The sequence below is a fragment of the Peribacillus sp. FW305-BF15 genome (assembly GCF_058783805.1).
In genome coordinates, this window is the sequence record NZ_JBYSYV010000018.1 from 1 (window position 1) to 13,633 (window position 13,633).

The 13,633-nt window shown below is 42.2% G+C and carries 17 protein-coding genes; 6 read left to right on the forward strand and 11 right to left on the reverse strand.

Features of this window, described 5'->3' with window-relative positions; translation table 11 throughout:
• Positions 1–115: 115 nt before the first annotated feature.
• The 5 genes from AC3WLU_RS18395 to fabL all read right to left on the reverse strand — a co-directional run bounded on the left by AC3WLU_RS18395 (position 116) and on the right by fabL (position 4,395).
• On the reverse strand, positions 116–1,864 hold the full coding sequence (locus AC3WLU_RS18395) for an ABC transporter ATP-binding protein (RefSeq protein WP_492597699.1): 1,749 nt from the start codon (positions 1,862–1,864) through the stop codon (positions 116–118).
• A 241-nt stretch (positions 1,865–2,105) separates the two neighbouring features.
• Positions 2,106–2,636, reverse strand: a complete 531-nt coding sequence (ntdP, locus tag AC3WLU_RS18400; protein ID WP_048685440.1) for a nucleoside tri-diphosphate phosphatase — start codon at positions 2,634–2,636, stop codon at positions 2,106–2,108.
• Between the two features lie 233 nt (positions 2,637–2,869).
• Positions 2,870–3,124: a YgaB family protein gene (locus AC3WLU_RS18405; RefSeq protein WP_048685443.1), complete on the reverse strand. Its 255-nt coding sequence runs from the start codon at positions 3,122–3,124 to the stop codon at positions 2,870–2,872.
• A gap of 161 nt (positions 3,125–3,285) precedes the next feature.
• Entirely contained in the window at positions 3,286–3,564 is a 279-nt protein-coding gene (locus AC3WLU_RS18410) for a gamma-type small acid-soluble spore protein (RefSeq protein ID WP_048685445.1), read from the reverse strand.
• 81 nt (positions 3,565–3,645) lie between these two features.
• Positions 3,646–4,395, reverse strand: coding sequence for an enoyl-[acyl-carrier-protein] reductase FabL (gene fabL / locus AC3WLU_RS18415; protein ID WP_034305373.1), 750 nt, complete (start codon positions 4,393–4,395; stop codon positions 3,646–3,648).
• 66 nt (positions 4,396–4,461) lie between these two features.
• Between fabL and yfhS the strand changes: the two genes are divergently transcribed.
• A complete protein-coding gene (gene yfhS, locus AC3WLU_RS18420) occupies positions 4,462–4,686 on the forward strand; it encodes a mother cell protein YfhS (RefSeq protein WP_034305377.1) in 225 nt (74 codons plus the stop codon).
• A gap of 95 nt (positions 4,687–4,781) precedes the next feature.
• Here yfhS and mutY read toward each other — a convergent pair whose 3' ends face one another.
• Entirely contained in the window at positions 4,782–5,897 is a 1,116-nt protein-coding gene (gene mutY, locus AC3WLU_RS18425) for an A/G-specific adenine glycosylase (RefSeq protein WP_492597700.1), read from the reverse strand.
• Positions 5,898–6,105: 208 nt separating this feature from the next.
• Between mutY and AC3WLU_RS18430 the strand changes: the two genes are divergently transcribed.
• Complete coding sequence (locus AC3WLU_RS18430) at positions 6,106–7,083, forward strand: metal-dependent hydrolase (RefSeq protein WP_048685454.1); 978 nt, start codon at positions 6,106–6,108, stop codon at positions 7,081–7,083.
• 49 nt (positions 7,084–7,132) lie between these two features.
• On the opposite strand, the gene AC3WLU_RS18435 is transcribed toward AC3WLU_RS18430, so the two are convergent.
• Positions 7,133–7,399, reverse strand: coding sequence for a YfhJ family protein (locus AC3WLU_RS18435; protein ID WP_034305384.1), 267 nt, complete (start codon positions 7,397–7,399; stop codon positions 7,133–7,135).
• A 113-nt stretch (positions 7,400–7,512) separates the two neighbouring features.
• Here AC3WLU_RS18435 and AC3WLU_RS18440 point away from each other — a divergent pair, with 113 nt between their 5' ends.
• Positions 7,513–7,668 (forward strand): small, acid-soluble spore protein K, encoded by a 156-nt coding sequence (locus AC3WLU_RS18440; protein ID WP_034305387.1) that lies wholly within the window; start codon positions 7,513–7,515, stop codon positions 7,666–7,668.
• 41 nt (positions 7,669–7,709) lie between these two features.
• Here the strand turns inward: AC3WLU_RS18440 and AC3WLU_RS18445 are convergent, their stop codons facing one another.
• Both AC3WLU_RS18445 and recX read right to left on the reverse strand, forming a co-directional pair.
• Entirely contained in the window at positions 7,710–8,021 is a 312-nt protein-coding gene (locus AC3WLU_RS18445) for a YfhH family protein (RefSeq protein ID WP_034305394.1), read from the reverse strand.
• Between the two features lie 76 nt (positions 8,022–8,097).
• Positions 8,098–8,895, reverse strand: a complete 798-nt coding sequence (gene recX, locus AC3WLU_RS18450) for a recombination regulator RecX (protein ID WP_492597701.1) — start codon at positions 8,893–8,895, stop codon at positions 8,098–8,100.
• Positions 8,896–9,021: 126 nt separating this feature from the next.
• Here recX and AC3WLU_RS18455 point away from each other — a divergent pair, with 126 nt between their 5' ends.
• The 3 genes from AC3WLU_RS18455 (at position 9,022) to AC3WLU_RS18465 (ending at position 10,408) form a co-directional block, all read left to right on the forward strand.
• A complete protein-coding gene (locus AC3WLU_RS18455; RefSeq protein WP_057278744.1) occupies positions 9,022–9,942 on the forward strand; it encodes a TIGR01777 family oxidoreductase in 921 nt (306 codons plus the stop codon).
• Positions 9,943–9,994: 52 nt separating this feature from the next.
• Complete coding sequence (locus AC3WLU_RS18460; protein WP_081088510.1) at positions 9,995–10,117, forward strand: YfhE family protein; 123 nt, start codon at positions 9,995–9,997, stop codon at positions 10,115–10,117.
• Positions 10,118–10,225: 108 nt separating this feature from the next.
• Positions 10,226–10,408: a YfhD family protein gene (locus AC3WLU_RS18465; protein ID WP_057278714.1), complete on the forward strand. Its 183-nt coding sequence runs from the start codon at positions 10,226–10,228 to the stop codon at positions 10,406–10,408.
• 349 nt (positions 10,409–10,757) lie between these two features.
• Here AC3WLU_RS18465 and AC3WLU_RS18470 read toward each other — a convergent pair whose 3' ends face one another.
• Both AC3WLU_RS18470 and AC3WLU_RS18475 read right to left on the reverse strand, forming a co-directional pair.
• Positions 10,758–12,338: a fatty acid--CoA ligase gene (locus AC3WLU_RS18470; RefSeq protein WP_492597702.1), complete on the reverse strand. Its 1,581-nt coding sequence runs from the start codon at positions 12,336–12,338 to the stop codon at positions 10,758–10,760.
• A gap of 131 nt (positions 12,339–12,469) precedes the next feature.
• Entirely contained in the window at positions 12,470–13,621 is a 1,152-nt protein-coding gene (locus AC3WLU_RS18475) for a thiolase family protein (RefSeq protein ID WP_063577344.1), read from the reverse strand.
• Positions 13,622–13,633: the final 12 nt, after the last annotated feature.

The window sequence follows — 13,633 nt, forward strand, 5'->3', positions numbered from 1 at the left end:
AACTCTAATGAATATTTTGTCATAAAAAAAGCACCTCCAATTGTTAGATGGTGTCTAACAATTGGGGTGCAGTTCATCCTTTAGCGGAATGGTCTTCTTTTTTATCTTTTATTCCTTAAGAATCCAATTGTTGTACTTGAAATAGGTTGTAGTAATGCCCTTGCTTTTTCATAAGTTCTTCGTGTGTTCCCATTTCCGTAATTTCCCCATTATCGATATGAATGATCCGATCTGCATGGGTGATGGTTGATAACCGATGGGCGACGATGATCGTGGTCCGGTTTTTCGCCAAAATATCCAGCGCCTCCTGGATAAAGTGTTCACTTTCCAAATCCAATGCGGAGGTGGCTTCGTCGAGAACAAGGATTGGCGGGTTTTTCAAAAATACCCTCGCAATGGCCACCCGTTGCTTTTGGCCCCCGGATAATTTAACTCCCCGCTCCCCGACTTTCGTTTCATATCCTTCTTTTAGACCCATGATGAAGTCATGGGCATTCGCCGCCTTTGCCGCTTCAAATACTTCTTCATCACTTGCATCAGGTCGTCCCATAAGGATGTTGGCCTTAACCGATTCACTAAATAAGATATTATCCTGTAGTACCATTCCTATTTTATCTCTTAGGCTGCGGACTTGATATTTACGGATATCCGTCCCATCCAATAATACCCTTCCCTCCGTCACATCATAGAAACGGGAAATCAAACTGACGATCGAGGATTTCCCGCCGCCGCTCATACCGACAAGTGCAATGGTTTCCCCTGATTTAACATCCAGGTTTATATGTTTCAAAACGGGTGCCTCTTTCTCGTCATAAGCAAACGATACATCCTGAAAGGTTATTCGGCCATCCACATGCTTCAGCTCTTTCGCCCCTGGTTCATCATCGATATCATACTTCTCATCCACAAACTCAAAAACCCTGTCCATGGACGCCAATGTCTGGGTCATTGTCGTCGAAGAGTTAACTAAACGTCTGAGGGGATTATATAGCCGGTCAATGAAACCGACGAAAGCAACCATGGTACCCAGTGACAATTGTTCATGAATGACCTGATAACCGGCAAATCCTATCACGAGCAAGGGGGCGATATCCGTGATCGTATTCACGACAGCAAATGACTTGGCATTCCAGCTCGTATGCTTTAGGGCTTTATCGAGGAAATTCTTGTTCTGCTTTGCAAACAATTCCTGTTCCCTGTCTTCTATCGCAAAGCTTTTGATGACTGACATCCCTGAAACCCGTTCATGAAGGTGACTCTGTACATCCGCTAAGGCTTGGGACCGAATCCTTGTATACGTTCTCAGCTTGCCAAAGAAATGCTTAATCGAAAATGCGTAAAATGGAAGCATGATGATGGATACAATGGTTAATTTCACATCCATCGTAAACATGATGACTATCACTATGATGATCGTTGCGATATCGAGCCAAAGGTTCATTAAACCCGTGATGACAAAGTTCTTCGTTTGTTCCACGTCCGTGATCATCCTTGAAATGACCTCGCCCACCCTTGTATTGGAATAATATTTAAAACTCAGTTTCTGTATATGGGTAAATAAATCATTACGAATATCATATAAGATTTTCGTTCCGGTCCATTGAGCGAAATATTGTCTGTAATACTCAATCGGCGGTCTAACTGCAACAAAAATGAATATCATGATGGCCATCGCCCATATAAGGCGTTCGGACTTCACGGCTTTGGACAGATCACCGTTTCCGATGATGTCATCCACTATATACTTACTGAGCAATGGAAGCAAAAGCGGAATCGCGAACTTTAGCAGTCCAATCAGTACCGTTCCGATTATCTGCCATTTATATGGTTTGACGAATTGCAAATATCTCTTAATGCTCCCCACGGAATTCCTCCTTTTCTTAATCAATAAATCCAAATGCTAAAAAAGCCCATAACGGTCATTTGGGAATCTTATATGCACTATTCAATTATATTTTCCTTTTCGGTAATTAACTATCAAAAGGATCACTTTCATAAACATTTGTAGGAGGTTTAATGGTTCCTGCGTATTGAAAGAGTGAATCAGATGTGTAGGTAAGATACACAATGAAAAAGCCTGCCAATTATGCAGCAGGCCTTTTCTATCATCGATAGGTTAAAAAGCGTTCATACCAACTATCAATAAACTCTGCGGAGAATGGTCCTTTTCGCTGGCGTATCATATAAATCAAATAGTCTACGTTCTGTTTCAATATTGAATCGATGGCATCCGGGTAATTCATTTCTTTCCGATGCCTTTCATATTCATCCTCATCCAGCAAATTAAACGTCATATCTGGGAATACTTTAATGTCCAGGTCATAATCAATGTATTTCAATGCTCCCGAATCGTATGTGAACGGCGAACTGATATTGCAATAATAATAAACCCCGTCCTCTCTCAACATACCAATAACATTAAACCAATACTTTGAATGAAAATAGCAAATCGCCGGCTCTCTCGTAATCCAAGTCCTTCCATCTGATTCCGTTACCATAGTACGGTCATTCGCTGCTATCACCAGATTTTGGGTCCCTTTTAAAACGGTTGTCTCTTCCCAGATACGATGGATATGTCCATTATGTTTATAGCTATGGATTTGGATTTTTCCTCCTTCGGCAGGAACAATCCCCATTTATCTCTCCCTACTTTCTATAGACACCCTGACAGCGTACTGTGCCCTATTCCGTTTGCAGTTGTTTTGTGTATTTAAAATATATACTTTTTTCCATTTACCCTATATTCCTATATTATAGCGATTTATTCATAAATTTAAAACAAAAGTGGCTAATCTCCCAGTGAAAATGTGTAAATAAGTCGAAAAAGTCTGACCATCCACCCATTTCATCTAAGAAATTAGCCGGTTATTTATCGTATGGCTGCCTGTCCTTGCTGAAAATAACGGATGACTTCTTCCGTTTGCTTTTCGAACATTTCATGGATACTTTTCAATTCCTGCTTTTTAAGTTGAATCTCTTCCTGAATGGTGACCGCTTCACTCTCCTCTTCAAGGGCAAGGAGTTGCTTCTCTATATCTTGGCATCTTTCGATTTCGGATTGTAAAAGTAAAAGCTTATCCATCGTTTTCAACTGGTTGTTTATAAGCCGGTTAAATTCCTCCATGAATGCACCTTCCTAATCTGTATTTTTTCTATAGTATGTATATTCTATTTTTATCAGCTTTCTCCTTTGACATAAAATGTAAACACGACGAAACATTTGTCGAATCTAATGGAAGGCAAAAAAAAAGCACCCTTCATAAGAAGGATGCTTTTCATCGGCAATTAGCCTTGGTTTTTATTGCTTTGAGATTTTTGGTTTTGTTGTTTCACTTCTTGAACGTTAGTTTCAGAAGCAAACTCTGTACCGAATTGGCCTTGTGCTTGACCTTGGCCTTTTCTTTGTTGAGATTGCGCGTTTTGTTGTCTCACTTCTTGAACGTTAGTTTCAGAAGCAAATTCTGTACCGAATTGGCCTTGACCTTGCTGAGATTGCGCGTTTTGTTGTCTTACTTGTTGAACGTCAGTACCTGCTTGTGATTTATTCATGTTGTTTTTAGCCATTGATATCACCTCCACGATAATAAGATAACCATTATCCAGGAGTGCTATCCAACAAAAATCATTTAAATTTTTCCAGTTACATTAAACAAGCAATGAAATGCCTCCATCAACTATTACGGTTTGTCCACGAATCATCCTGGCTCCATCGGAAATTAAAAACAGGATGGTATTCACCATATCTTCCACCTCGACCATGCGTCCAGCGGGAGTCTGTTCTGCCGCCTCAGCAAGCATTTCATCCCGATTCGGGAAAGACTTCAGGGCATCCGTATCGATCACACCGCCTGAAACGGCATTGACACAAATATTTTTAGCAGCCAATTCGACCGCTAAATATCTTGTCAGGGCTTCAAGCGCAGCTTTGGAGACTCCAACAGCTGTATAATTTTTCAAATAGCGAATGGATCCTAGTGAACTGATGCTGACGATTTTCCCCCCGCCGTTCCTCTCCATTAGTTTCGCCGCTTCCTGTGCGCAGAAAAGGAGAGCTTTTGTATTGATGTCCATGGTCCAGTTCCAATGGGATTCCTCCAGCTCCATCAATGGACGCTGGACGCCAGAGGCCGCATTATTGATGAAGATATCCAAACGTCCGTAATAAGCATCGATTTCCTCGAACATGCCTTTCACTTTCGCAACATCACCGACATTTGCCTTGACTACAAGGGCTTTTCGCCCCAACGCTTCAATTTCGGCTGCCACTTCTAATGCTTTCGACTTGCTCCGGGCATAATTAATAACGAGGTCGTAACCCTCCTCTGCAAGCCTTATTGCCGTGCTTCTGCCTAAACCTTTACTGCTACCTGTAACGAGTGCCACTTTTTGTTCCATTCGTTTATTCATCCTTTCTGAGTAAACACCGAGTAATAAAAATCTTTTTTAAGGAGTGTTACTGTTATGTATGTTGGACGTGATATGACTGAGTTGTCGATGATGAAAAAATCGGATTGGGAAAATAGTGAACTTGCCTATTTTCATCACTCCCTTCAACAAATGGTACCTTATTTAAACCAAGAAGGACAGAGTATCCATAGCGAAATCGTCAAAGAAATTGAAAATAGAGGCGGACTTAACAGGCAAGAAGCCGATTATACTCATGGAACGAAAACCAGTTACGAATGATTTTATACGGTTATTGCTTTGAAAATCAACCAAAGGAAGAGGATATCTTATCGGATATCCTCTTTTATGCATATATCACGATTTCATTCGCTTATTCAATGCACTCCTTTTTCTTTATACGCCTTCATCATTTTTTGGTGGGAGACCGGAAATGCCAACTGCTCCATCTCTGCTTCACTCACCCACTTAAGTTGCTGTTCTTTTAGTGTCTCTTCATCGATGTCCTCTTTGACCACGCCGATATACGTATCCATTTTCCAAACGAGATGTGAGAAAACATGTTCAATTCTTACAAGTGATTCAGTTATTTCCGGTTTGACGCCATACATTTCCTTAAACCGACTCTCGAAGAATTCCCTCTTATGCAAGAGGGATGTATGGTTTTCGAAATTCGGATATTCCCAAAGATTAGCTAGCAATCCTTCTGACGCTCGCTTGTGAATTAAAAATTCACCTTTTTCATTCGTTAAAACGGCGGCTACAATTGGTACATCCCTTGTTTTTTTCTTTTGGATTTTTACCGGCAATTCCGACTGAACCCCTGCTTCAAATGCTAGACAATGACTTTGAACGGGGCATAATAGGCAGGCAGGCTTACCAGGTGTGCAGATTAATGCTCCAAGTTCCATCAAGGCTTGATTGAAGGCAGAGGTATGTTCATGATCGATCAGCTTCCTGACGGCAGCTTCGAATGTTTTTCTTGTCTTTGGCTTTGCTATGTCTTCATATATCATTAATATCCTTGATAAAACACGCATGACGTTTCCATCAACGGCTGGCTCCGGCTTGCCGTATGCGATACTTAGAATCGCACCGGCAGTATATGGGCCGACACCTTTCAATTTGGAGATTTCCTCGGGATCATTCGGTACAATCCCATTGTAGGATGACTTCACTTCCTGAACGGCACTATGCAGATTCCTTACACGCGAGTAATACCCCAGCCCTTCCCATGCTTTCAGGACCTTCTCTTCATCTGCATTGGCAAAGTCCTCGAGTGTCGGGAACCATTCGATGAACCGGTTGAAAAAAGGAATCACCGTATCCACTCTCGTTTGCTGCAGCATTATTTCAGAAACCCAAACGCGGTAAGGGTCCTTATTTTCCCTCCATGGCAATTCTCTTTGTTCTTCAAGAAACCAGGAAACCAAATCTTTTTGAAATTCATCGATTTTTATTTTTTCTATTGTCGGGATCGTTATTTCTTTCACATCAGTTCCTCCAAAGATGTTACACTCTAATCAAAATTGGGAATACCTATAGTAGGCCATTCTTTTTTTAATATCATGTTCATATCCATTTATTTGTAACGGGTCACTTGAAATAAATCAAAATTATATTCATTTGATGGTTAATATATAAATACGGTATGATGAAAGAAGACCATTTTTTTCAAATTGTGGCAGGGAGGTTAGTTTTTTGGATACAGGTACTCACTTTGTCATGGGAATTGCTCTTGGAGGTCTTGCCACATTAGATCCCGTCATTGCGCAGAGCCCAGTTACTGCAAGTGCAGTCATAGCAGGTACGATATTGGGATCACAAGCTCCGGACATTGACACCGTTTTAAAATTAAGGAATAACGCTGTATATATACGTAACCACCGTGGAATCACGCATTCCATTCCCGCTGTTTTACTTTGGCCCTTGATTATTAGCGGAGCAATTTTCGCCATCATACCTGAAGCAAATTACCTTCATCTTTGGCTTTGGACCTTTTTAGCCGTATTCCTTCACGTATTCGTGGATATATTCAATGCTTATGGGACCCAGGCTCTTAGGCCGATTTCGTCAAAATGGGTAGCTTTAGGGGTCATCAATACATTCGATCCATTCATTTTTGGAATACATGTTGCAGGCCTGATATTATGGGGCTTCGGATTTCCTCCAGGCTATTTATTTCTTTCCATTTACGGGATACTCGTCATTTATTACATTTCCAGGTTCAGGGAACAAGCTTTTATAAAAAGAGTGGTCAAACAGCAAATTCCTGGAGCAAGGAAAATTCTTTTATCACCGACGATGCGTTTTCACCGCTGGAAAATTGCGGTGATTACCGAAAAGAATTATTATGTGGCACGAGCCGATAATGGATATGTGAAGATTCTTGATACGTTCGATCGGGTGCCATTGCCTGAAAGTGAAATTCTCGAAGCCGCCAAGAAGGATATCAACTTGGCAGCCTTTCTGTCCTTTTCTCCGGTTTACCGATTCGAAATCGAACAGATAAAAGAATATTACGAAGTCCGTTTTATCGATCTAAGATATCGCAGCAATGGATATTACCCGTTTGTGGCAGTGGTCCATTTAGACAGCGAATTGAATATCTTGAATTCTTATACCGGCTGGATCTTTAGTGAAGCGAAGCTGCAGAAGAAATTGAATATTATTTTATAGTACATTGAAAAAGAGCTGATTCCAGGGAACTCCTCTGGAATCAGCTTTTTTAATGCAGTCGATTCTGCTGATTTAATAACTGCTGATATTTAGGGTTCTTTGCAATGAATTCGTGGAATTGCTCACCGTAGTTATCAATCCAGGTCCTTACAACGCGCGATGTCATTTCTTCACCGGCATATTCATGCCCAGCCTTTGCATAGGTCGCTTCGAAATCTTCCCATAATAATTCCACCCAAGTCAAAGCTTGCTCATACGTGATGTGTTCATTTTTCTCAAGCAGTATCTTGGTTAATCTTTCATGGTAATCATTCATTAGAACCACCTCATTGCCAATATTTTTACAGAATGAACTATACTGTCCCATACCCATACTAGTTGTAAGCGGAAACGCTTCTTTCTTAATCTGATGCTTGGAGGAGAAAAAATTTGCGAAATAAACAAAAAGGATTCCCCAACCAAAACAATAACAAATTCCAAGGCGAGCCTCGTGCAAAGGCAAGATATGCTTCAAAGCGTGCAGATGGAAGTATTAATACACACCCTCAAGAAAGAATGAAAGCTTCAAACGAGCGATCGAATTAAAAGGTACATCAGAAGGAACCGGGTACTTCCCCGGTTCCTTTTTATTTCAGCATTGAAATCGGGAGTGCTTCTTCCTTACCGCTACCGCCCAAGCGGTAACCCCAAGCGAATACGCCGTTCATATAATCAATTTTGAAATAGACACCGGGATCTCCGTCAATTTGATATATTTCACCTTTTTTGAAATCATCAGGATTTAACAAATAGGCCTTGGCCATCGTCACTTTTCGTTCCAATACTGAATATTCATTAACCATTCCCAATTGCTCTGCTTTTCTCGCTTTTTCAGTCAACGCTGCGATTTCCTGTTGCAGTTCATAGGCAGACAGCTTGCTGTATCTTACGTCGCTCATATATATGACTCCTCAAATGAAATAATTAATTTACTTCTATATTAAACAAAATTTTGTGATTTGGCTATTGATGCACTTAATCACCATCAGGATTGGAAAGATAACGCTCAATCAATTCTATTGGAAAACCTTTTCGGTATAATGCCTGCTTCATTTTTTGTTCATATTCGAAGCCTTCATGGTTTTTATATCGGCGTTGCATTTTTTCGGCATGGTGGCAAAGGGAATCCCATTGTTCATCCTCATCCTTTTCCACCGTCACATCTTCAAGTGCTTCATGGATGATATCTCTTGGGAAACCTTTCCGTAACAAGGTTTGTTCAACCTTCAGCCTTAAAGCTCGTTCGGAAATGTTTTTTTCCTTTTTGACCGCTTTTCCAGCCAGATTCCTTGCATGTTCAATTTGAATGTCATAAGGGTATTCCTTCAATGCCTCGACAATCACCTTATCTTGCACCCCTTTTTCCTTAAGCTCAAGCTTAAGGGTAGTGGGCCCTTTATTCCCTCCATTCACATGGGTCCGCACGTAAGCCTTGGAAAATTCAAGGTCGTCTAAATAGTTAAAACTGTATAGTTTATGTATCGCTTCCTTAATGATCGGCTCTTCCGTTTCCTTCTTTTTTAAATAAAGGCGAATTTCCGATTCCGAGCGCATCCGGTATGATAAATAATTAAGTGCATCGGTAAATGCTTTTTGGATTTCATCATGGAATTGTATTTCGGCCAAAAGCAGGTCATCAAGTTCCATACCCTTTTTCAACTGAAATTTCAATAGCACTTCTTCGTCTACACTGAAGGCATATTTTTCGTCAACGAAGATGTTATAACGATCCTTACGTTTCTTTTGGGTTGTTATTTTTGTTATGTTTGGCATAAATCCACCCCCCACACCTACTTTACCCCTTTACGTTTACCATTTCTATATATAGCATGCCTAAAAATGAAAAAAGAACATGGGCATGTTAAAGTGAAGGAAAGACAGGGAAAGGAAGTGGTTTTCATGAAAATAGCCATTGCTGGTGGAAGCGGTTTTGTCGGCACAGCCCTAATTGATGAATTATCAAAAGAAAATCATGATATATATATTTTGACCCGTCATCCCGAAAAATTTAAGAAACAGACTAATTTGACATATATCGGCTGGTTGACCGAGGAGGCAACGCCGGAAATGCACTTGGAGGGGCTCGATGTGTTCATTAACCTTGCTGGTGAATCTCTGAACAGCGGCCGTTGGACACCTGAACGAAAGCGCCGGATTGTCGAAAGCAGGATTGAGGCTTCCAAAGAGATGAACCGGATCATTTCCATACTGCCCTCCAAAGTGTCCGTCATCATTAATGCAAGTGCAATCGGATATTATGGTATTTCGGACGATGAGACCTTTACCGAAACCTCTGAATCCATTGGTGATGATTTCTTGGCCCGTACTGTTCAACTATGGGAAAAGGAAGCGGCTAAATCACGCTCTTACAGTAAAAGGTTGATCTTAACAAGATTCGGGGTGATTCTTGGAGAAAAAGACGGAGCACTGCCAATGATGGCCTTCCCCTATAAACTATTTGGCGGAGGAAAGATTGGCAAAGGGAATCAGTGGCTTTCCTGGATTCATATCCATGACGCGGTCCGTGCAATCATCTTTAGCATGAATGATGCTAGGATAGAAGGTCCAGTCAATTTTACGGCACCGAACCCCGTCCAGATGGATACATTCGGTAAAACGATTGGAACTGTCCTGCACCGGCCCCATTGGTTAACTGTCCCCCCTTTCTTCCTCAAGAAATTGTTGGGGGAAATGAGCATCCTTGTACTTGAAGGGCAAAATGTCCTTCCCACTAAACTTAAAGAAGAAGGATTCACCTTCTCCTTTCCAACCCTTAAAGAAGCCTTACAAAATATCTTAAAAGAAGATTCCCACGTATGAAAGGGTCATTTTAGGAAAAAATAGGGATATTAAGTGAATGGAGATGATCTAATTGCTCAAAAAACACGATAAAGAAAAAAGTAACTTAACTAGTACACAAGCGATTCTTTATGCTCGCGAATTTAAAAAAGCAGATCGAGCTGGTGGATATACCGAGAAGAAATCCCGTCGTTAGGTTTGGAGTTTTTTTCCTTACATTTTGAACAGCCACTCAACACAAAATAAGCTGGAGATGATTAGTGAAATTCATCTCCAGCTTATTTATATTCCAGGGGGCGATAACATGGGACGAAATAACATACACCATAATCGAGATAAGAACACACAGAAACTTCCTCAGGTTCCCAAAAACCTGAAAAGTGACGGACTTGACGTTGAATATTCTTCCGAACTGGCTGACCAGGAAGATATCGAGGCACAAGCCCGTGCAAATGCGGCTGACCGCCGTGCTCATAATCGCCGATAAGCAGAATAAACCAACCCAAGGGGCTGTAAGTTAGCCCCTTGGTCCTCTTTATTTACATAGCTTATCCACAACCCTGTGTATATTGTGGATATATTCTGAAAATACTGACAAAAAATAAGTCCATTAACTCACCTTATCAACATGAAAATAATGTTATTTCTGGATAACCCTGTGGATTATGTGGATAAAGGAGAGATTGGGCTAACCACGCTACATTTTCGTTGTGGATAACTATTCTCTCTCCTTCATTTGTTCCACAAGGTTATTATTTATAAAATAATTTATCCAAATCTTTTTCCAGCAATTCTAAACCCTATCTTGGTATTTCACCGGCTGCTGACCCCGGCATTTAAAGAAGATTCCCCAAACCTTTGCTATCAACATTTTCTTCCAACTGTTTACGAAGCAAGAACTTTTGTATCTTCCCACTTGCGTTCCGAGGCAGCTCATTACAGAAGATATATCTCCTTGGACGTTTATAGTTCGCCAAACTATTACTGTTCTTACACCAAGTTTCTAAATCGCTTTCGGCAAGCATTGGGTCTTTGGCTACGATGAATGCCGTTACCGTTTCCCCCCATTGATCATCTGGCTGACCAAGTACCGCACAGTCGAGGACGCCTTGATTCTCATATAGTGTATCTTCCACTTCACGCGGATAAATATTTTCCCCTCCAGAAATAATCATGTCGTCCACACGGTCCTTGACCCACAGATATCCATCTTCATCCAGGAAACCGATGTCACCGGAATGGTACCAGCCTTTGTAAAGCGCCTTTTCGGTCTCTCTATCTTTTTGAAAGTAACCCTGCATGATACACGGACCCTTTACAAGGATTTCCCCTGTTTCCCCAGGTTCCAGCATATCCTCGGGATCTGATGGCCCATCGTCATTCGGACGGGCAATGATGATTTCATGTTCGGAACATGCCTTGCCGGCAGAACCCGCTTTCCTAATTTGATCTTCCTCCAATAGGAGAGTTATGGCCGGCCCCATTTCAGTCATTCCATAGGCCTGGATGAACTGGATGCCGAGTTTCTCCTGACAGGCACGTACAAGGGATGGAGCCATCGGGGCTGCTCCATAAAGCCCTAACTTCAAGCTCTGGAATTTATACTCCTCCAATTTTTCCTGAATGAGCATGTTCCACATCGTAGGTGCAGCAAAAAACTTGGTGACCCCCTCGGATTCAATCAGTTCCATGACCTTTTTGGGATGAAACTGATGTAATATGACATTAGCTGCACCGACCTGTACACGAGGTAAAAAAGAGCAGTGCAATTCAGCACAATGAAACATCGGTGCAGTAATCAAACCGATATCAGAGCGTTCATACTTCATGGCCTCTATTAAAATCTCGGCTTGTTTGACCATGTCTTTATGAAGGTGAATGACCCCTTTGGGACGTCCGGTAGTTCCGCTCGTATACATGATGGCATAAATGTCATCTTCGTGAACTTCAACTTCATCTGGCTTTGAGGAGATACTGGCCAATTTTTGGCGGTAACCTTTGGCATACCCAGGCACATCCTCATCTATATACCAGAAGGCCGTTTCCGGAAATCGCTTTTCAACCGCGGCGACGTTCGTTTCCAATTCGCGTTCGAATAGAACGACCTTTGGAGCAGCGTCATTCAAAATGAAGGCCAACTCTTCCGGCATTAAACGGAAGTTGATCGGATTGAAGATTGCACCGATTTTTGCACAGGCAAAGAACGCTGTTGCAAGCTCTTCATTGTTGTAAAGGTAAGTAGATACCCTGTCCCCTTTTCGCACCCCTTCCGCTTGAAGGGCCGCCGCCAACCTATTCACCTGTTCATTCCATTGGATGTACGTATAGCGGATATTTCTTCTCACGTCGTAGATAGCTTCTTTAATGGGGAATTTCTGAACCGTCTGATCAAAGATATTTTTAATCGTTACTGACAAATCATTCTCCTCCTCAAGTAACCACCATCAACAGGAAGAATTCAGCAAAGCCTGCCGATGGTCGACTTCATCCCTTTTTCAGCTTTTACTTTCGTGCGAATTACGAATATTCATAAATGGATAGTCCAGCTTCAGTCCATTCTTTCAATGATGGTGGCATTCGCCATGCCGTGGCCTTCACACATCGTTTGCAGCCCATAACGGCCGCCCGTCCTTTCTAATTCATGGATCATGGACACCATCAAACGGGCCCCGCTGCCGCCAAGAGGATGCCCCAATGCAATCGCCCCGCCATTTGGATTCAGCTTCTTTGGGTCTGCCCCCGTTTCTTTTAGCCATGCAATCGGTACAGGAGCGAAAGCCTCGTTCACTTCAAAGATATCGATATCATCAATTGTAAGACCCGCTTTTTCCAAAGCTTTTTGGGTGGCGGGAATCGGTCCCGTTAGCATCAGGGTGGGATCCGACCCGACAACAACCCGTGTATGCACTTTAAAGCGCGGTTTCAATCCAAGTTCTTCTGCTTTACTGCGTTCCATCAATAATAAAGCGGCAGCACCGTCACTGATCTGACTAGAATTCCCTGCATGGATTAAACCGCCTTCTTGAAATGCCGGTTTCAATCCAGCCAGCACTTCAAGCGTAGTTCCGCCCCTTGGGCCTTGATCTTCCGTAACTTCGATTTGATTTCCTTCTTTATCAGTACCCATTACTGATATCAGTTCACGGTTAAAATGTCCTTCTTTTTGAGCACGTATTGCCTTGGCATGACTTTCAACGGAAAACCGATCACAATCTTCACGTGTTATTCCCCACTTGTCTGCGATTCTTTCAGCTGATAAACCTTGGTTGATCACCTCGTAAAGGTCCATATACTTTTGGCTTGTTACAGCACCTTGAAGATTTGACCCCATGGGAACTCGTGACATGTTTTCCACTCCACCTGCCACTACCACATCCATATCACCCGACAGGATGGCCTGGGAAGCAAAATGGACTGCCTGTTGACTTGATCCGCATTGACGGTCAATCGTCGTTCCCGGCACTTCAATCGGAAATCCGGCTATCAGTGCGGCAACCCTTGCTATATCACCGGCCTGTTCGCCCGACTGTGAAACACAACCTAAAATGACATCATCGACAATAGCAGGATCGATGCCCGCCTTTTCAATCAGCTTCTTCAATACTTCCCCTGCCAGATCATCAGGGCGAACGTCTTTCAAGACACCGTTCCTTCTGCCTACCGGCGTGCGAATTCCTTCAACGATAACCACTTCCCGCATATACTCTCTTCC